At 35.4% G+C, this 14,450-nt stretch carries 27 protein-coding genes; all 27 read left to right on the forward strand.

The features are described from left to right. Positions 1 to 48 precede the first annotated feature (48 nt). Positions 49 to 432: a 30S ribosomal protein S12 gene (rpsL, locus tag SOM12_RS07925; protein WP_007136570.1), complete on the forward strand. Its 384-nt coding sequence runs from the start codon at positions 49 to 51 to the stop codon at positions 430 to 432. 24 nt (positions 433 to 456) lie between these two features. Then, complete coding sequence (gene rpsG, locus SOM12_RS07930) at positions 457 to 933, forward strand: 30S ribosomal protein S7 (RefSeq protein ID WP_017495022.1); 477 nt, start codon at positions 457 to 459, stop codon at positions 931 to 933. Positions 934 to 944: 11 nt separating this feature from the next. After that, the gene (fusA, locus tag SOM12_RS07935; protein WP_095931501.1) at positions 945 to 3,101 is read left to right on the forward strand and encodes an elongation factor G; all 2,157 of its coding nucleotides are present in this window, start codon (positions 945 to 947) and stop codon (positions 3,099 to 3,101) included. A 10-nt stretch (positions 3,102 to 3,111) separates the two neighbouring features. Further along, positions 3,112 to 3,417 (forward strand): 30S ribosomal protein S10, encoded by a 306-nt coding sequence (gene rpsJ / locus SOM12_RS07940; protein ID WP_007803605.1) that lies wholly within the window; start codon positions 3,112 to 3,114, stop codon positions 3,415 to 3,417. A gap of 404 nt (positions 3,418 to 3,821) precedes the next feature. Further along, complete coding sequence (gene rplC, locus SOM12_RS07945; protein ID WP_095931500.1) at positions 3,822 to 4,439, forward strand: 50S ribosomal protein L3; 618 nt, start codon at positions 3,822 to 3,824, stop codon at positions 4,437 to 4,439. Further along, a complete protein-coding gene (gene rplD / locus SOM12_RS07950) occupies positions 4,439 to 5,068 on the forward strand; it encodes a 50S ribosomal protein L4 (protein WP_111379744.1) in 630 nt (209 codons plus the stop codon). The genes rplC and rplD overlap by 1 nt, the downstream gene beginning before the upstream one ends. Positions 5,069 to 5,075: 7 nt before the next feature. Continuing rightward, positions 5,076 to 5,366, forward strand: a complete 291-nt coding sequence (gene rplW, locus SOM12_RS07955) for a 50S ribosomal protein L23 (RefSeq protein ID WP_008464286.1) — start codon at positions 5,076 to 5,078, stop codon at positions 5,364 to 5,366. 9 nt (positions 5,367 to 5,375) lie between these two features. Beyond that, on the forward strand, positions 5,376 to 6,200 hold the full coding sequence (rplB, locus tag SOM12_RS07960; RefSeq protein ID WP_008464287.1) for a 50S ribosomal protein L2: 825 nt from the start codon (positions 5,376 to 5,378) through the stop codon (positions 6,198 to 6,200). A 6-nt stretch (positions 6,201 to 6,206) separates the two neighbouring features. After that, positions 6,207 to 6,485 (forward strand): 30S ribosomal protein S19, encoded by a 279-nt coding sequence (gene rpsS, locus SOM12_RS07965; RefSeq protein ID WP_008464288.1) that lies wholly within the window; start codon positions 6,207 to 6,209, stop codon positions 6,483 to 6,485. A gap of 8 nt (positions 6,486 to 6,493) precedes the next feature. Beyond that, entirely contained in the window at positions 6,494 to 6,907 is a 414-nt protein-coding gene (gene rplV, locus SOM12_RS07970; RefSeq protein ID WP_007803631.1) for a 50S ribosomal protein L22, read from the forward strand. A 5-nt stretch (positions 6,908 to 6,912) separates the two neighbouring features. Continuing rightward, positions 6,913 to 7,671 carry a 30S ribosomal protein S3 gene (gene rpsC, locus SOM12_RS07975; protein ID WP_008464292.1) on the forward strand — a complete coding sequence of 253 codons (759 nt, stop codon included), beginning with the start codon at positions 6,913 to 6,915 and terminating at the stop codon, positions 7,669 to 7,671. Between the two features lie 19 nt (positions 7,672 to 7,690). After that, complete coding sequence (gene rplP, locus SOM12_RS07980; RefSeq protein WP_008464295.1) at positions 7,691 to 8,116, forward strand: 50S ribosomal protein L16; 426 nt, start codon at positions 7,691 to 7,693, stop codon at positions 8,114 to 8,116. 12 nt (positions 8,117 to 8,128) lie between these two features. Then, positions 8,129 to 8,320: a 50S ribosomal protein L29 gene (rpmC, locus tag SOM12_RS07985; protein ID WP_008464297.1), complete on the forward strand. Its 192-nt coding sequence runs from the start codon at positions 8,129 to 8,131 to the stop codon at positions 8,318 to 8,320. Between the two features lie 17 nt (positions 8,321 to 8,337). After that, entirely contained in the window at positions 8,338 to 8,598 is a 261-nt protein-coding gene (gene rpsQ, locus SOM12_RS07990; protein ID WP_012022485.1) for a 30S ribosomal protein S17, read from the forward strand. A 2-nt stretch (positions 8,599 to 8,600) separates the two neighbouring features. Next, positions 8,601 to 8,969, forward strand: a complete 369-nt coding sequence (gene rplN / locus SOM12_RS07995; protein WP_007803649.1) for a 50S ribosomal protein L14 — start codon at positions 8,601 to 8,603, stop codon at positions 8,967 to 8,969. Between the two features lie 11 nt (positions 8,970 to 8,980). Next, the gene (gene rplX / locus SOM12_RS08000) at positions 8,981 to 9,295 is read left to right on the forward strand and encodes a 50S ribosomal protein L24 (RefSeq protein ID WP_026727873.1); all 315 of its coding nucleotides are present in this window, start codon (positions 8,981 to 8,983) and stop codon (positions 9,293 to 9,295) included. A 2-nt stretch (positions 9,296 to 9,297) separates the two neighbouring features. Beyond that, positions 9,298 to 9,849 (forward strand): 50S ribosomal protein L5, encoded by a 552-nt coding sequence (gene rplE / locus SOM12_RS08005; protein WP_012022484.1) that lies wholly within the window; start codon positions 9,298 to 9,300, stop codon positions 9,847 to 9,849. A gap of 3 nt (positions 9,850 to 9,852) precedes the next feature. Next, entirely contained in the window at positions 9,853 to 10,122 is a 270-nt protein-coding gene (rpsN, locus tag SOM12_RS08010; RefSeq protein WP_008464305.1) for a 30S ribosomal protein S14, read from the forward strand. Positions 10,123 to 10,227: 105 nt separating this feature from the next. Continuing rightward, positions 10,228 to 10,626, forward strand: a complete 399-nt coding sequence (gene rpsH / locus SOM12_RS08015) for a 30S ribosomal protein S8 (protein ID WP_008464306.1) — start codon at positions 10,228 to 10,230, stop codon at positions 10,624 to 10,626. Between the two features lie 19 nt (positions 10,627 to 10,645). Continuing rightward, the gene (gene rplF, locus SOM12_RS08020; RefSeq protein WP_248728271.1) at positions 10,646 to 11,188 is read left to right on the forward strand and encodes a 50S ribosomal protein L6; all 543 of its coding nucleotides are present in this window, start codon (positions 10,646 to 10,648) and stop codon (positions 11,186 to 11,188) included. Positions 11,189 to 11,199: 11 nt separating this feature from the next. Beyond that, complete coding sequence (gene rplR / locus SOM12_RS08025) at positions 11,200 to 11,550, forward strand: 50S ribosomal protein L18 (protein ID WP_035650451.1); 351 nt, start codon at positions 11,200 to 11,202, stop codon at positions 11,548 to 11,550. A gap of 3 nt (positions 11,551 to 11,553) precedes the next feature. Further along, positions 11,554 to 12,078 carry a 30S ribosomal protein S5 gene (rpsE, locus tag SOM12_RS08030; protein WP_085949269.1) on the forward strand — a complete coding sequence of 175 codons (525 nt, stop codon included), beginning with the start codon at positions 11,554 to 11,556 and terminating at the stop codon, positions 12,076 to 12,078. Positions 12,079 to 12,089: 11 nt separating this feature from the next. Next, positions 12,090 to 12,272, forward strand: a complete 183-nt coding sequence (gene rpmD, locus SOM12_RS08035) for a 50S ribosomal protein L30 (RefSeq protein ID WP_008464315.1) — start codon at positions 12,090 to 12,092, stop codon at positions 12,270 to 12,272. Between the two features lie 11 nt (positions 12,273 to 12,283). Beyond that, positions 12,284 to 12,736, forward strand: coding sequence for a 50S ribosomal protein L15 (gene rplO / locus SOM12_RS08040; RefSeq protein ID WP_095931496.1), 453 nt, complete (start codon positions 12,284 to 12,286; stop codon positions 12,734 to 12,736). Between the two features lie 13 nt (positions 12,737 to 12,749). After that, positions 12,750 to 14,096: a preprotein translocase subunit SecY gene (gene secY, locus SOM12_RS08045; RefSeq protein WP_007803669.1), complete on the forward strand. Its 1,347-nt coding sequence runs from the start codon at positions 12,750 to 12,752 to the stop codon at positions 14,094 to 14,096. A 7-nt stretch (positions 14,097 to 14,103) separates the two neighbouring features. Next, a complete protein-coding gene (gene infA / locus SOM12_RS08050; RefSeq protein ID WP_007136545.1) occupies positions 14,104 to 14,319 on the forward strand; it encodes a translation initiation factor IF-1 in 216 nt (71 codons plus the stop codon). Between the two features lie 12 nt (positions 14,320 to 14,331). Continuing rightward, positions 14,332 to 14,448: a type B 50S ribosomal protein L36 gene (ykgO, locus tag SOM12_RS08055; protein ID WP_002987490.1), complete on the forward strand. Its 117-nt coding sequence runs from the start codon at positions 14,332 to 14,334 to the stop codon at positions 14,446 to 14,448. Positions 14,449 to 14,450 lie beyond the last annotated feature (2 nt).

Raw genomic sequence — 14,450 nt, forward strand, 5'->3', positions numbered from 1 at the left:
CCGTAAAAAGCGGGAATTTAATAAACATAATAATTTTTAGTATTAATTATGCCAACAATTCAACAATTAGTAAGAACAGGAAGAACTCAGATCACTAAGAAGAGTAAATCGGTTGCTTTAGATTCTTGTCCTCAAAGAAGAGGGGTTTGTACGCGTGTTTACACTACTACACCAAAAAAACCAAACTCTGCAATGCGTAAAGTTGCGCGTGTACGTTTGACAAATGGTAATGAGGTGAATGCTTACATCCCAGGAGAAGGACATAATCTACAAGAGCACTCGATAGTATTAGTGCGAGGTGGAAGGGTAAAAGATTTACCAGGTGTTAGATATCATATCGTTCGCGGAGCTCTTGATACGTCAGGTGTTGCAGGAAGAACGCAAAGAAGATCTAAGTACGGTGCTAAACGCCCAAAAGAAGCAAAAAAGTAATTTAAAAACTTTTAAGAAAAAGACATGAGAAAAAGAGCGGCAAAGAAAAGACCACTTTTACCGGATCCAAGGTTTAATGACCAATTAGTAACACGTTTTGTGAATAACTTAATGTGGGATGGTAAGAAATCTACAGCTTTTAAAGTATTTTATGATGCTATTGATATCATCGAATCTAAAAAGCAAAATGATGAGAAAACTTCATTAGAGATCTGGAAAGATGCTTTAACAAACGTTATGCCTCACGTAGAAGTACGTAGCCGTAGAGTTGGTGGAGCTACATTCCAAATCCCAATGCAAATTCGTCCAGACAGAAAAATTTCTATGGCAATGAAGTGGTTAATACTTTATTCAAGAAGAAGAAATGAAAAATCTATGGCACAACGTTTAGCTTCAGAGTGTTTAGCTGCTGCTAAAGAAGAAGGTGCTGCAGTTAAGAAAAGAATGGATACTCACAAAATGGCAGAAGCTAACAAAGCATTCTCTCATTTTAGATTTTAATTCGTAAAGAAATGGCTAGAGATTTAAAATATACAAGAAATATCGGAATCGCTGCTCACATTGATGCTGGTAAAACAACAACAACTGAGCGTATTCTTTTTTATACTGGAAAGTCACACAAAATTGGTGAGGTGCACGATGGTGCTGCAACAATGGACTGGATGGCTCAAGAGCAAGAAAGAGGTATTACAATTACTTCTGCTGCTACAACTTGTACTTGGAATTTTCCAACTGTACAAGGTAAAGTTATTCCAGAATCATTACCATACCACTTTAATATTATTGATACTCCTGGACACGTTGACTTTACTGTAGAGGTAAACCGTTCTTTGCGTGTACTTGATGGTTTGGTTTTCTTATTTAGTGCTGTTGATGGTGTTGAGCCTCAATCAGAAACTAACTGGAGACTTGCTGATCAGTATAGAGTTCCTCGTATGGGATTCGTAAATAAAATGGACCGTCAAGGTGCTAACTTTTTAGCTGTATGCGGACAGGTTAAAGATATGTTGAAATCGAATGCGGTTGCAATTACTTTGCCTATTGGTGATGAAGCAGATTTTAAAGGTATTGTTGACTTAGTTAAAAATCAAGCTATCGTATGGCATGATGAAACTCAAGGAGCTACTTTTGATATCGTTGATATCCCAGCTGATATGGTTGACGAAGTAAGACAATATCGTTCTATTCTTATCGAAGAGATTGCAACTTATGATGAAAATCTTTTGGATAAATACATGGAAGATGAAAACTCTATTACAGAGGAAGAAATCAACAATGCATTAAGAGCGGCTACTATTGATATGGCAATCATTCCTATGCTTGCTGGTTCTTCTTTCAAAAATAAAGGAGTTCAGTTCATGTTAGATGCTGTTTGTAAATATTTACCGTCTCCATTAGATAAAGAAGGTATTGAGGGAATTCATCCTGATGACGCTGATTTATTAGAGGAAGATCAAACGAAAATTTTACGTAAGCCAGATGTTAAAGAGCCATTCGCTGCTTTAGCATTTAAAATTGCTACTGATCCATTCGTTGGACGTTTAGCTTTCTTCCGTGCATATTCTGGGCGTTTAGATGCTGGTTCTTATGTTTTAAATACTCGTTCTGGTAATAAAGAAAGAATTTCTCGTATTTACCAAATGCACGCTAATAAACAAAATCCAATCGAATTTATTGAGGCTGGAGATATTGGTGCTGCTGTTGGATTTAAAGATATTAAAACAGGAGATACTCTTTGTGATGAAAAGAATCCAATTGTATTGGAGTCTATGAAATTCCCTGATCCAGTAATTGGTATTGCTATTGAGCCAAAAACAAAAGCTGACGTTGATAAAATGGGTATGGCTTTAGCTAAATTAGCTGAAGAGGATCCAACATTTACAGTTAGAACTGATGAGGCTTCTGGTCAAACTATTATTTCGGGTATGGGTGAGCTTCACTTAGATATCTTAGTAGATCGTATGAAACGTGAATTTAAAGTTGAAGTGAACCAAGGTGAGCCTCAAGTTGAATACAAAGAAGCGTTTACAAGATCTGCAACACATAGAGAGACTTACAAGAAGCAATCTGGAGGTCGTGGTAAATTCGGTGATATCGTATTTACAATCGAGCCTGCTGATGAAGTTGATGGTAAAGTTCCAGTTGGATTACAATTTATCAATGCTGTAAAAGGTGGTAACGTTCCTAAAGAATATATCCCTGCTGTTGAAAAAGGATTTAGAGAAGCTATGAAAACTGGTCCATTAGCGGGTTATGCTGTGGATAGTTTAAAAGTTACTTTAACTGATGGATCTTTCCACCCTGTGGATTCTGATGCATTATCTTTTGAATTAGCTGCAAGAATGGGTTATAAAGAATCTGGACGTGCTGCTGGAGCTGTTATTCTTGAGCCAATCATGAAAATCGAAGTTATTACTCCAGAAGAAAACATGGGTGATATCGTAGGTGACTTGAACCGTCGTAGAGGTCAGGTTAATGATATGGGTGATAGAAATGGTGCTAAAACGATTAAAGCTGATGTGCCTTTATCAGAAATGTTTGGTTATGTAACTACATTGAGAACATTATCTTCTGGTAGAGCAACTTCAACAATGGAGTTTTCTCACTATGCAGAAACACCTTCTAATATTTCAGAAGAGGTAATCAAAAAAGCAAAAGGTAACGCTTAATTTTAAGAAAATGAGTCAAAAAATCAGAATAAAACTAAAATCTTACGATCACATGTTAGTAGATAAATCTGCTGAAAAGATCGTAAAAACAGTAAAAACTACTGGAGCGGTTGTAACAGGTCCAATTCCGTTGCCAACTCACAAAAAACTTTTCACTGTGTTGCGTTCTCCGCACGTTAACAAAAAAGCGAGAGAGCAATTTGAAGTAATGTCATACAAGAGATTGATTGATATTTATTCATCTTCATCTAAAACTATTGATGCTTTAATGAAACTTGAATTGCCAAGTGGAGTTGAAGTAGAGATTAAAGTATAATTTTTTTATATTTTTTTATATAAAAAGCGAGGCATTTTTTGTCTCGCTTTTTTTGTTTTAAAAAGTTGTTTTTAGGTTGTGAAATTTATTTATTTTTTATTTATAAAAATTTTTACTTTTTTGTAAAAGCCTTTGTTTTAAAGGGGTGCGAGTTTTTTTTGTTGTGATTTTATTAATTAATTGTTATGATTGGGTTGCTTGAAGATTGAAAAAATAGACTCAAATTTTGTTATAATTAAGGTCGGTTTTGGTATTGTTTTGGAGCTTGGATTTTGATTATGAGCGATTTAATTTTTACAACTGTTTGGTATATTCGTTTTTAATGTCTACTTTTGCACTCCCTGTTTGGAAATTTCTGTTATTTTCAAATTGAAGGGAATTTTAGTAATTAATAATTAATATTTATGTCTGGGTTAATTGGTAAGAAAATCGGCATGACTAGTATCTTTGATGAAAACGGGAAAAATATTCCTTGTACAGTAATCGAAGCTGGCCCATGCGTTGTTACCCAAGTCAGAACCAAAGAGGTTGACGGGTATGAAGCGTTGCAACTTGGTTTCGATGACAAAAACGAGAAACATTCTACTAAAGCTGCTTTAGGGCACTTTAAAAAAGCTGGAACTGTTGCTAAGAAAAAAGTCGTTGAATTTCAGGATTTTGCAACTGAACAAAAATTAGGAGATCTTGTAGATGTTACTATTTTTGCAGAAGGAGAATTTGTGGATGTACAAGGTGTGTCTAAAGGTAAAGGTTTCCAAGGTGTTGTTAAACGTCACGGTTTTGGTGGTGTTGGACAAGCTACTCATGGTCAGCACAACCGTTTAAGAGCGCCAGGTTCTGTAGGAGCTTCTTCTTATCCATCTAGAGTATTCAAAGGAATGCGTATGGCTGGAAGAATGGGAGGAGAAAATGTAAAAATTCAAAACCTTAGAGTTTTAAAAGTAGTTGCTGATAAGAATCTACTTGTTGTTAAAGGATGCGTTCCTGGGCACAAAAACTCTTATGTAATCATTCAGAAGTAATGGAAGTAAAAGTATTAGATTTCAACGGAAAAGATACTGGTAGAAAAGTTCAACTTTCTGATTCAGTATTCGCAATTGAGCCAAACAATCACGCAGTATATCTTGATGTTAAGCAATATCTTGCTAATCAAAGACAAGGCACTCATAAAGCTAAAGAAAGAGCTGAAGTAACTGGAAGTACGCGTAAGATTAAAAAACAAAAAGGAACTGGTACTGCGCGTGCAGGAAGTGTTAAGAATCCATTGTTTAAAGGTGGTGGAACAGTTTTCGGACCAAGACCAAGAAGTTATTCATTCAAATTGAATAAAGGCTTAAAGAGATTGGCTAGAAAATCAGCTTTCTCAATCAAAGCAAAAGAGTCAAATATCGTAGTTTTAGAAGACTTTAATTTTGAAGCGCCAAACACTAAAAATTTCATTAACGTTTTGAAAGCTTTAGGGTTAGAGAATAAAAAATCTTTATTTGTGTTGGGTGAGTCAAATAAAAATGTATATTTGTCGTCACGTAATTTAAAGGCTTCAAACGTCGTAACTAGCTCAGAATTAAGCACTTACGCAATATTAAACGCTAATAATTTAGTGCTTTTGGAAGGTTCTTTAGAGTTAATTGAAGAAAATTTAAGTAAATAATAGGAATATGAGCATTATTATTAGACCTATAGTAACGGAAAAAGTAACCAAAGAAAGTGAAGTTCTAAACCGCTTTGGATTCGTTGTTAACAAAAAAGCAAACAAAGTTGAGATTAAGAAAGCTGTTGAAGCTGCTTATGGAGTAACTATCGTTTCTGTTAACACAATGAATGTGAGACCAGATAGATCTACTAAATACACTAAAAGTGGTTTAATCAGTGGAAAGACAAATGCTTATAAAAAAGCAATTGTACAAGTACAAGAAGGAGAAACAATTGATTTTTACAACAATATCTAAGATAGAAAAATGTCAGTAAGAAAATTAAAACCTATTACCCCGGGTCAGCGATTTAGAGTTGTGAATGGTTATGACGCTATTACAACTGATAAGCCGGAACGCTCATTGATAGCGCCGATAAAAAACTCAGGAGGTAGAAATAGTCAAGGAAAGATGACCATGCGTTATACGGGTGGTGGTCACAAGCAGAGATATCGTATTATTGATTTCAAAAGAACTAAAGATGGAATTCCAGCTACAGTGAAATCAATTGAATATGATCCAAATCGTACTGCATTTATCGCTTTATTAGCTTACGCTGATGGAGAGAAAACTTATATTATCGCACAAAATGGATTGAAAGTTGGTCAGAAATTAGTTTCTGGACCAGAGTCTCAACCAGAAATCGGTAATACATTACCTTTAAGCAGAATTCCTCTTGGAACTGTTATATCTTGTATTGAGTTACGTCCAGGACAAGGAGCGGTTATCGCTCGTTCAGCTGGAACTTTTGCTCAGTTAATGGCAAGAGACGGGAAATATGCAACAATTAAAATGCCTTCTGGTGAGACAAGATTAATCTTGTTAACTTGTTCGGCTACAATTGGAGCTGTTTCTAACTCTGATCACCAATTAGTTGTATCTGGAAAAGCAGGTAGAACAAGATGGTTAGGAAGAAGACCTAGAACTAGACCAGTAGCGATGAACCCAGTTGATCACCCTATGGGAGGTGGTGAAGGACGTTCTTCTGGAGGGCACCCACGTTCAAGAAACGGATTGCCAGCTAAAGGTTACAGAACTCGTTCTAAGAAAAACCCGAGTAACAAGTATATCGTAGAACGTAGAAAGAAATAATAAGATATGGCACGTTCATTAAAAAAAGGACCTTTCGTTCATTATAAATTAGACAAGAAAGTTCAAGAAAACGTAGAAAGTGGTAAAAATGCAGTTGTTAAGACTTGGTCTAGAGCTTCAATGATTACTCCAGATTTCGTTGGACAAACTATCGCAGTTCATAACGGTCGTCAATTTGTACCAGTTTACGTAACAGAAAACATGGTAGGTCACAAATTAGGAGAGTTTTCGCCAACTAGATCTTTTAGAGGTCATGCTGGAGCAAAAAATAAAGGTAAAAAATAAAAGAAGCAATGGGAGTTCGTAAAAGAGAAACAGCAGATGCGAGAAAAGAGGCTAATAAGTCTATCGCTTTCGCAAAATTGAATAACTGCCCTACTTCACCTAGAAAAATGCGCTTAGTAGCGGACTTGGTAAGAGGTCAGAAGGTAGAAAGAGCACTTAACATTTTAAGATTCAGTTCTAAAGAAGCTTCAAGAAAATTAGAAAAACTATTATTGTCTGCAATCAATAACTGGGAGCAAAAAAATAGTGAAGGTAATTTAGAAGAGGCTGGATTATTTGTTAAAGAGATCAGAGTAGATGGTGGAATGATGTTAAAAAGACTTCGTCCAGCTCCACAAGGTCGTGCACACAGAATAAGAAAACGTTCTAATCACGTAACAATCGTGCTTGGAGCTATCAATAACACACAAAGCAATTCTTAAGCAGCATGGGACAAAAGACAAATCCAATTGGAAATAGACTTGGTATCATCAGAGGATGGGACTCAAACTGGTATGGTGGAAATGATTACGGTGATAAACTTGCCGAAGATCACAAAATCAGAAAGTATATCCACGCTCGTTTATCAAAAGCTAGTGTATCAAAAGTAATCATCGAGAGAACTTTGAAACTTGTAACCGTTACTATCACTACTGCTAGACCTGGTATCATTATCGGAAAAGGTGGGCAAGAGGTAGACAAGTTAAAAGAAGAACTTAAGAAAGTTACTGACAAAGAGGTTCAAATCAACATCTTTGAAATCAAAAGACCTGAGTTAGATGCTTATCTTGTGGCGACAAGCATCGCTCGTCAAATCGAAAGCCGTATTTCTTACAGACGTGCAATCAAAATGGCTATTGCTGCTTCTATGCGTATGAACGCTGAAGGTATCAAAGTTTTGATTTCTGGTCGTTTGAATGGTGCTGAGATGGCGCGTTCGGAAGGTTTCAAAGAAGGTAGAATTCCTCTATCAACTTTCAGAGCTGACATTGATTATGCACTTGCTGAAGCTCACACTACTTACGGTAGAATGGGGATCAAAGTGTGGATCATGAAAGGTGAAGTTTACGGTAAGAGAGAACTTTCTCCACTTGCTGGAATGGACAAAAAACAATCTGGTACAGGTGGTGGAAAAGGTGGAGATGCTCCTAGAGGCAAATCTAACTTTAACAAAGGTGGAAAACCAGACGCTCGTAAAAGAAAGTAAATTTTTAAACTAAAGAAAAATGTTACAGCCTAAAAGAACAAAATACCGTAAGGTACAAAAAGGTAGAATGAAAGGTAACTCTCAAAGAGGGCATGAACTTTCAAATGGAATGTTTGGTATTAAATCTGTACATGAAGATGGAATGTTCTTAACTTCTCGTCAAATCGAAGCTGCACGTATCGCTGCAACTCGTTACATGAAAAGAGAGGGACAATTATGGATTAAAATTTTCCCAGACAAACCTATTACTAAGAAACCTCTTGAAGTACGTATGGGTAAAGGTAAAGGAGCAGTTGAGTATTGGGCTGCTGTTGTTAAACCAGGAAGAATTATGTTTGAAGTTGGAGGAGTTCCATTGTCAGTTGCAAAAGAGGCTTTACGTCTTGCAGCTCAAAAACTTCCAGTAAAAACTAAGTTCGTCGTTGCTAGAGATTTCGAAGCATAATTTATATTTATTATGAAACAATCAGAAATAAAAGATCTTTCTGCAGCGGAGTTGCAAGAAAAGCTTAGTCAAACTAAGAAAGTATATGCTGACCTAAAAATGGCTCACGCAATCTCTCCAATTGCTAACCCACTTCAAATTAGAAGCGTTAGAAGAACAGTTGCAAGATTAGCTACAGAGTTAACTAAAAGAGAGTTACAATAATTGTATTCTGCTGAAAGATGGAAGAAAAAAGAAATTTAAGAAAAGAAAGAATAGGTGTTGTTACTTCAAATAAGATGGATAAATCTATCGTTATTTCGGAAGTAAGAAAAGTAAAACACCCATTATACGGTAAGTTCGTGTTGAAAACTAAGAAATATGTTGCACACGACGAAACAAACGACTGTAACATTGGAGATACTGTAAGAATTAGCGAAACGCGTCCTTTAAGTAAAACAAAATGTTGGAGATTAGTTGAAATCTTAGAAAGAGCTAAATAATTATGGTACAACAAGAATCAAGACTAAAAGTAGCAGATAACACGGGAGCTAAAGAAGTTTTAACTATTCGTGTTTTAGGAGGTACTAAAAGAAGATATGCCTCTGTTGGTGACAAAATTGTAGTTTCTATCAAAGATGCAACTCCAAACGGAAACGTGAAAAAAGGAGCTGTTTCAACTGCAGTTGTTGTGCGTACTAAAAAAGAAGTGAGAAGAGCTGATGGTTCTTATATCCGTTTCGATGACAATGCATGTGTTCTTTTGAACGCTGCAGGGGAAATGAGAGGAACTCGTGTTTTTGGTCCGGTAGCAAGAGAACTTCGTGAAAAACAATTCATGAAAATTGTATCATTAGCACCAGAAGTGCTTTAATTCGTTTTAAGATGATAAAGCTAAAAATAAAATCAGGAGATATCGTAAGAGTTATTGCTGGAGACCATAAAGGGGCTGAAGGTAAAGTTTTACGTGTTTACCGTGAAAAAAACAAAGCGATCGTTGAAGGTGTAAACATGGTTTCTAAACATACTAAACCAAGTGCTAAAAACCCTCAAGGTGGTATCGTTAAGAAAGAAGCTTCTATTCAAATTTCTAACATTGCTTTAATTGATCCTAAAACTAAGGAGACAACTAGAGTAGGTATTAGAGTAGAAGGAGATAAGAAAGTAAGATTTTCAAAAAAATCTAATCAAGTACTATAGTAATGGCATATACACCTAGACTAAAAGAAGAATATAAGAGTAGAGTAATCTCTGCTCTTAAAGAAGAGTTCGGATATACAAACGTGATGCAAGTTCCTAAACTTGAGAAAATCGTTTTGAGCCGTGGAGTTGGTGCAGCTGTATCTGATAAAAAACTTATTGACTATGCAGTTGATGAGTTAACAAAGATCACTGGACAAAAAGCAGTTTCTACAATCTCTAAGAAAGACGTTGCGTCTTTCAAATTGAGAAAAGGAATGCCTATTGGAGCAAAAGTTACTTTACGTGGAGAAAGAATGTATGAGTTTTTAGATAGACTTATCACTTCTGCTTTACCACGTGTTAGAGATTTTGGTGGTATTAAAGCTACTGGATTCGACGGAAGAGGTAACTACAATCTTGGAGTTTTAGAGCAAATCATTTTCCCAGAAATTGATATTGACAAAGTAAACAAAATTTCAGGAATGGATATTACTTTTGTTACTACTGCAAAAACAGACAAGGAAGCAAAGTCATTATTGGCTGAATTAGGATTACCTTTTAAAAAGAATTAAGACATGGCTAAAGAATCAATGAAAGCCCGCGAGGTGAAAAGAGAGAAAACGGTAGCTAAGTATGCTGAAAAGAGAAAAGCTTTATTAGAAGCTGGAGACTATGAAGGTTTACAAAGATTACCTAAAAATGCTTCACCAGTTCGTTTACACAACCGTTGTAAGTTAACAGGTAGACCTAGAGGTTACATCCGTCAATTCGGTATTTCACGTGTAACTTTCCGTGAAATGGCTAACAATGGATTAATTCCTGGTGTTAAAAAAGCATCTTGGTAATTTGGCAATAAGTTATTACTTTTGCAAACCAAAAAATAATTTTTAATTGATTAAAGGTTCGGGAGATGAGTATCTCCCGAAAACCATAATCGCAATCAAATACATATGTATACAGATCCTATTGCAGATTATTTGACTAGAGTTCGTAACGCTGTGGCTGCAAACCACAAAGTTGTTGAAATTCCAGCATCTAATCTTAAAAAAGAGATAACTAAGATCTTATTTGATCAAGGTTATATCTTAAGTTACAAATTTGAGCAGAACACAGTTCAAGGTTCTATCAAAATTGCTTTGAAGTATGATAAAGATACTAAAGAGCCTGTAATCAAAGATATCCAAAGAATTAGTAAACCTGGTTTACGTAAGTACGCAGGTGCTGCCAAATTACCTAGAATCCTTAACGGATTAGGAATTGCTATTGTTTCTACATCAAAAGGTTTGATGACAGGAAAACAAGCTAAGCAATTAAATGTAGGTGGTGAAGTAATTTGTTACGTATACTAATTTTAAACACTAGATAAAGATGTCAAGAATAGGTAAAAGCCCAATTGTAATCCCTGCTGGTGTAACTGTTGAAGTTAAAGACGGTATAATTACAGTAAAAGGAAAAAGAGGTCAACTAGTACAAGAGTTTTCGGACGTAAATGTAACTGTTGAAGGCGATCAAGTTTTAGTTGAAAGATCGTCTGATCATAAAGACCATAGAGCAAAACACGGATTATTTAGATCTTTGATCAATAATATGATTGTTGGTGTATCTGAAGGTTTCACAAAAGAACTAGAATTAGTTGGAGTAGGTTATAGAGCTTCAAACCAAGGTCAAAAATTAGATTTAGCTCTTGGATATTCTCACAATATTGTTTTAGAAATTGCTCCAGAAGTATCTTTAGAAACAGTATCTGAAAAAGGTAAGAACCCTATCGTAAAATTAACATCGTTTGATAAACAACTTTTAGGTCAAGTAGCTGCGAAAATCAGAGGTTTCCGTAAGCCTGAACCATACAAAGGAAAAGGTGTTAAATTTGTGGGTGAAGTATTAAGAAGAAAAGCAGGTAAATCAGCTTAAAATATAAGATTATGTCATTAACAAAATCTGAAAGAAGACAGAGAATTAAATTCAGAATTAGAAAATCGGTTAGTGGTTCTGCTGCAAGACCTAGACTTTCTGTTTTTAGAAGTAATAAAGAAATTTACGCTCAAATTATTGATGATGTAAATGGAGTTACTATCTTAGCTGCATCTTCTAGAGAAAAAGAAATAGGAAAAGGTACTAACGTTGAAGTAGCTGCTGCTGTGGGAAAACTAGTTGCAGAGAAAGCGTTAAAAGCTGGGATTGATACCATCACTTTTGATAGAGGTGGATATTTATATCACGGGCGTATTAAATCATTAGCAGAAGGCGCAAGAGCCGCTGGACTTAAATTCTAATATATTATGTCTAAATACAAAAATGTAGAATTGGTAAAACCTAGTGGTCTTGAATTAAAAGATCGTCTAGTTAGTGTTAATCGTGTTACTAAAGTTACAAAAGGTGGTAGAGCTTTCGGTTTTTCTGCTATTGTAGTTGTAGGTGATGAAAATGGAGTAGTTGGTCATGGATTAGGAAAATCTAAAGACGTTTCTGAAGCAATTGCGAAAGCAGTAGAAGATGCTAAGAAAAATTTAGTTAGAATTCCTTTGAATGGACAATCTGTTCCTCACGAACAAAAAGGTAAATTTGGTGGTGCACGCGTATTCTTAATTCCAGCGTCTCATGGTACTGGAGTTATTGCTGGTGGAGCTGTTCGTTCAGTTCTTGAGTCAGTAGGTATTCACGATGTATTGTCTAAATCTCAAGGATCATCAAATCCACATAACGTAGTAAAAGCAACTTTTGATGCTTTATTGCAAATGAGAAGCGCTCATACTGTTGCAAAACAAAGAGGTGTTTCTTTAGAGAAAGTTTTTAAAGGTTAATTCAGGAAATTATGGCTAAATTATTAGTAAAACAAGTAAGAAGCAAAATCAACTGTCCTCTTTCTCAAAAGAGAGGGTTGGAAGCTTTAGGTCTACGTAAAATTGGACAAGTTGTGGAGCATGAGTCAAATCCTGCTATCCTTGGGATGATAAACAAAGTTAAACACTTAGTTTCTGTTGAAGAAGCTAAATAACAAATACTGTTATGAATTTAAGTAACTTACAACCTGCTGAGGGATCTACACACAATCAAAATAAAAGATTAGGTAGAGGAGAAGGTTCTGGAAAAGGTGGTACCGCTGCACGTGGACACAAAGGAGCAAAATCTCGTTCTGGTTATTCTAAAAAGATTGGTTTTGAAGGAGGGCAAATGCCACTTCAAAGACGTGTACCTAAGTTTGGTTTCAAAAACATCAATCGTAAAGAATACGAAGGTGTTAATTTAGATACTCTTCAATTATTAGTTGATAACGGTGCAATTACTGATTCTGTTTCTATGACAGAGTTCGTAGCAAATCGTCTAGCTACTAAAAATGAAATCGTTAAGATTTTAGGTAGAGGAGAATTGAAAGCAAAATTAAAAGTAACTGCCCACAAATTTACTGCTACTGCAAAAGCTGCTATCGAAGCTGCTGGTGGAGAAGCTGTAACTATATAACTTATCTATTAAGATGAAGAAATTTATTGAATCAATAAGTAATGTTTGGAAAATCGAAGAACTAAAGAATAGAATCTTAATTACATTAGGATTGCTTTTAGTATATCGTTTTGGAGCACACGTTACGCTTCCTGGAATTGACGCAACGCAATTGACTGGTTTAGCGGGACAAACTAAAAATGGTCTAGGATCTATTCTAGACATGTTCACCGGGGGTGCTTTCTCTAAGGCTTCAGTTTTTGCCTTAGGTATCATGCCTTATATTTCTGCGTCTATTGTTGTTCAGTTGATGGGGATTGCGATTCCATATTTACAAAAACTTCAAAATGATGGGGAAAGTGGTAGAAAAAAGATTAATCAAATCACTCGTTGGTTGACAATCGCTATCACATTGGTTCAAGGTCCAACTTATATCTATAATTTATACAGAACATTGCCTAGTAATGCATTTTTGCTAGGCTTTAATTCTCCTGAATTTTTGTTCTCGTCTGTTATCATTTTAGTTACTGGTACAATTTTTGCTATGTGGCTGGGTGAGAAAATTACAGATAAAGGTATTGGAAATGGTATTTCATTGTTAATTATGGTTGGTATTTTAGCTCGTTTACCGCAAGCTTTTATCCAAGAGTTTACAACTCGTGTTACCAATAACAATGGAGGTCCAATGTTATTAGTTATTGAAATTATTGTGTGGTTATTAGTTATCATTTCTTGTGTATTGCTTACAATGGCAGTACGTAGAATCCCTGTTCAGTATGCTCGTCGTACGACTACAGGAGATTACGAGCAAGATTTGGCAGGAGGTAATAGACAATGGATTCCTCTTAAGCTTAATGCTTCAGGAGTTATGCCAATTATTTTTGCTCAGGCAATTATGTTTATTCCTGCGGCTGTAGCTGGATTGTCTAAATCAGATACATCACAATCTATTGTTGGTGCATTTAGTAATATGTTTGGTTTCTGGTATAATTTTGTTTTTGCAACTTTAATTATTGTATTTACATTCTTTTATACTGCGATCACTGTACCTACTAACAAAATGGCTGATGATTTAAAGAGAAGCGGTGGTTTTATTCCTGGAGTTCGTCCAGGAGCAGAAACTTCTGATTTCCTTGATAAAGTGATGTCTTTAATAACTTTCCCAGGATCTTTATTCCTTGCTTTGATTGCTGTGTTCCCAGCTATTGTTGTAAGTATTATGGATGTACAACAATCTTGGGCAATGTTTTTTGGAGGTACCTCATTAATAATTATGGTTGGAGTTGCAATAGATACTATTCAACAAATCAATTCATACTTGTTAAACAAACATTATGATGGTTTAATGAAGACTGGTAAAAATAGAAAAGCGGTAGCTTAATATATTTATGGCAAAACAATCAGCAATAGAACAAGACGGATCAATCATTGAAGCATTATCAAATGCGATGTTCCGTGTAGAGTTAGAAAATGGACATATTGTAATTGCTCATATTTCTGGTAAAATGCGAATGCATTACATCAAATTATTACCTGGTGATAAAGTGAAACTAGAAATGAGTCCTTACGATTTGTCAAAAGCAAGAATTACTTATCGATATTAAAGGATATTCACTATGAAAGTTAGAGCATCAGTAAAAAAGAGAAGTGCCGAGTGCATTATCGTGCGTAGAAAAGGGAGACTGTACGTAATAAACAAAAAGAATCCTAGATTTAAACAAAGACAAGGATAATT

Source organism: Flavobacterium sp. CFBP9031 (genome assembly GCF_034044945.1).
GTDB lineage: Bacteria > Bacteroidota > Bacteroidia > Flavobacteriales > Flavobacteriaceae > Flavobacterium.

Bases quoted from the DNA above. Each gene is read 5' to 3' on its own strand.
- rplF (WP_248728271.1), top strand. From the start codon at position 10,646: ATGTCAAGAATAGGTAAAAGCCCAATTGTAATCCCTGCTGGTGTAACT.
- rplX (WP_026727873.1), top strand. From the start codon at position 8,981: ATGATAAAGCTAAAAATAAAATCAGGAGATATCGTAAGAGTTATTGCT.
- rpsQ (WP_012022485.1), top strand. From the start codon at position 8,338: ATGGAAGAAAAAAGAAATTTAAGAAAAGAAAGAATAGGTGTTGTTACT.
- rpsH (WP_008464306.1), top strand. From the start codon at position 10,228: ATGTATACAGATCCTATTGCAGATTATTTGACTAGAGTTCGTAACGCT.
- infA (WP_007136545.1), top strand. From the start codon at position 14,104: ATGGCAAAACAATCAGCAATAGAACAAGACGGATCAATCATTGAAGCA.
- rpsL (WP_007136570.1), top strand. From the start codon at position 49: ATGCCAACAATTCAACAATTAGTAAGAACAGGAAGAACTCAGATCACT.
- rplN (WP_007803649.1), top strand. From the start codon at position 8,601: ATGGTACAACAAGAATCAAGACTAAAAGTAGCAGATAACACGGGAGCT.
- rpmC (WP_008464297.1), top strand. From the start codon at position 8,129: ATGAAACAATCAGAAATAAAAGATCTTTCTGCAGCGGAGTTGCAAGAA.
- rplE (WP_012022484.1), top strand. From the start codon at position 9,298: ATGGCATATACACCTAGACTAAAAGAAGAATATAAGAGTAGAGTAATC.
- rplV (WP_007803631.1), top strand. From the start codon at position 6,494: ATGGGAGTTCGTAAAAGAGAAACAGCAGATGCGAGAAAAGAGGCTAAT.
- rpsS (WP_008464288.1), top strand. From the start codon at position 6,207: ATGGCACGTTCATTAAAAAAAGGACCTTTCGTTCATTATAAATTAGAC.
- ykgO (WP_002987490.1), top strand. From the start codon at position 14,332: ATGAAAGTTAGAGCATCAGTAAAAAAGAGAAGTGCCGAGTGCATTATC.
- rplP (WP_008464295.1), top strand. From the start codon at position 7,691: ATGTTACAGCCTAAAAGAACAAAATACCGTAAGGTACAAAAAGGTAGA.
- rpsC (WP_008464292.1), top strand. From the start codon at position 6,913: ATGGGACAAAAGACAAATCCAATTGGAAATAGACTTGGTATCATCAGA.
- rplW (WP_008464286.1), top strand. From the start codon at position 5,076: ATGAGCATTATTATTAGACCTATAGTAACGGAAAAAGTAACCAAAGAA.
- rpsJ (WP_007803605.1), top strand. From the start codon at position 3,112: ATGAGTCAAAAAATCAGAATAAAACTAAAATCTTACGATCACATGTTA.
- rplC (WP_095931500.1), top strand. From the start codon at position 3,822: ATGTCTGGGTTAATTGGTAAGAAAATCGGCATGACTAGTATCTTTGAT.
- secY (WP_007803669.1), top strand. From the start codon at position 12,750: ATGAAGAAATTTATTGAATCAATAAGTAATGTTTGGAAAATCGAAGAA.
- rplO (WP_095931496.1), top strand. From the start codon at position 12,284: ATGAATTTAAGTAACTTACAACCTGCTGAGGGATCTACACACAATCAA.
- fusA (WP_095931501.1), top strand. From the start codon at position 945: ATGGCTAGAGATTTAAAATATACAAGAAATATCGGAATCGCTGCTCAC.
- rplR (WP_035650451.1), top strand. From the start codon at position 11,200: ATGTCATTAACAAAATCTGAAAGAAGACAGAGAATTAAATTCAGAATT.
- rplD (WP_111379744.1), top strand. From the start codon at position 4,439: ATGGAAGTAAAAGTATTAGATTTCAACGGAAAAGATACTGGTAGAAAA.
- rpmD (WP_008464315.1), top strand. From the start codon at position 12,090: ATGGCTAAATTATTAGTAAAACAAGTAAGAAGCAAAATCAACTGTCCT.
- rpsG (WP_017495022.1), top strand. From the start codon at position 457: ATGAGAAAAAGAGCGGCAAAGAAAAGACCACTTTTACCGGATCCAAGG.
- rpsN (WP_008464305.1), top strand. From the start codon at position 9,853: ATGGCTAAAGAATCAATGAAAGCCCGCGAGGTGAAAAGAGAGAAAACG.
- rplB (WP_008464287.1), top strand. From the start codon at position 5,376: ATGTCAGTAAGAAAATTAAAACCTATTACCCCGGGTCAGCGATTTAGA.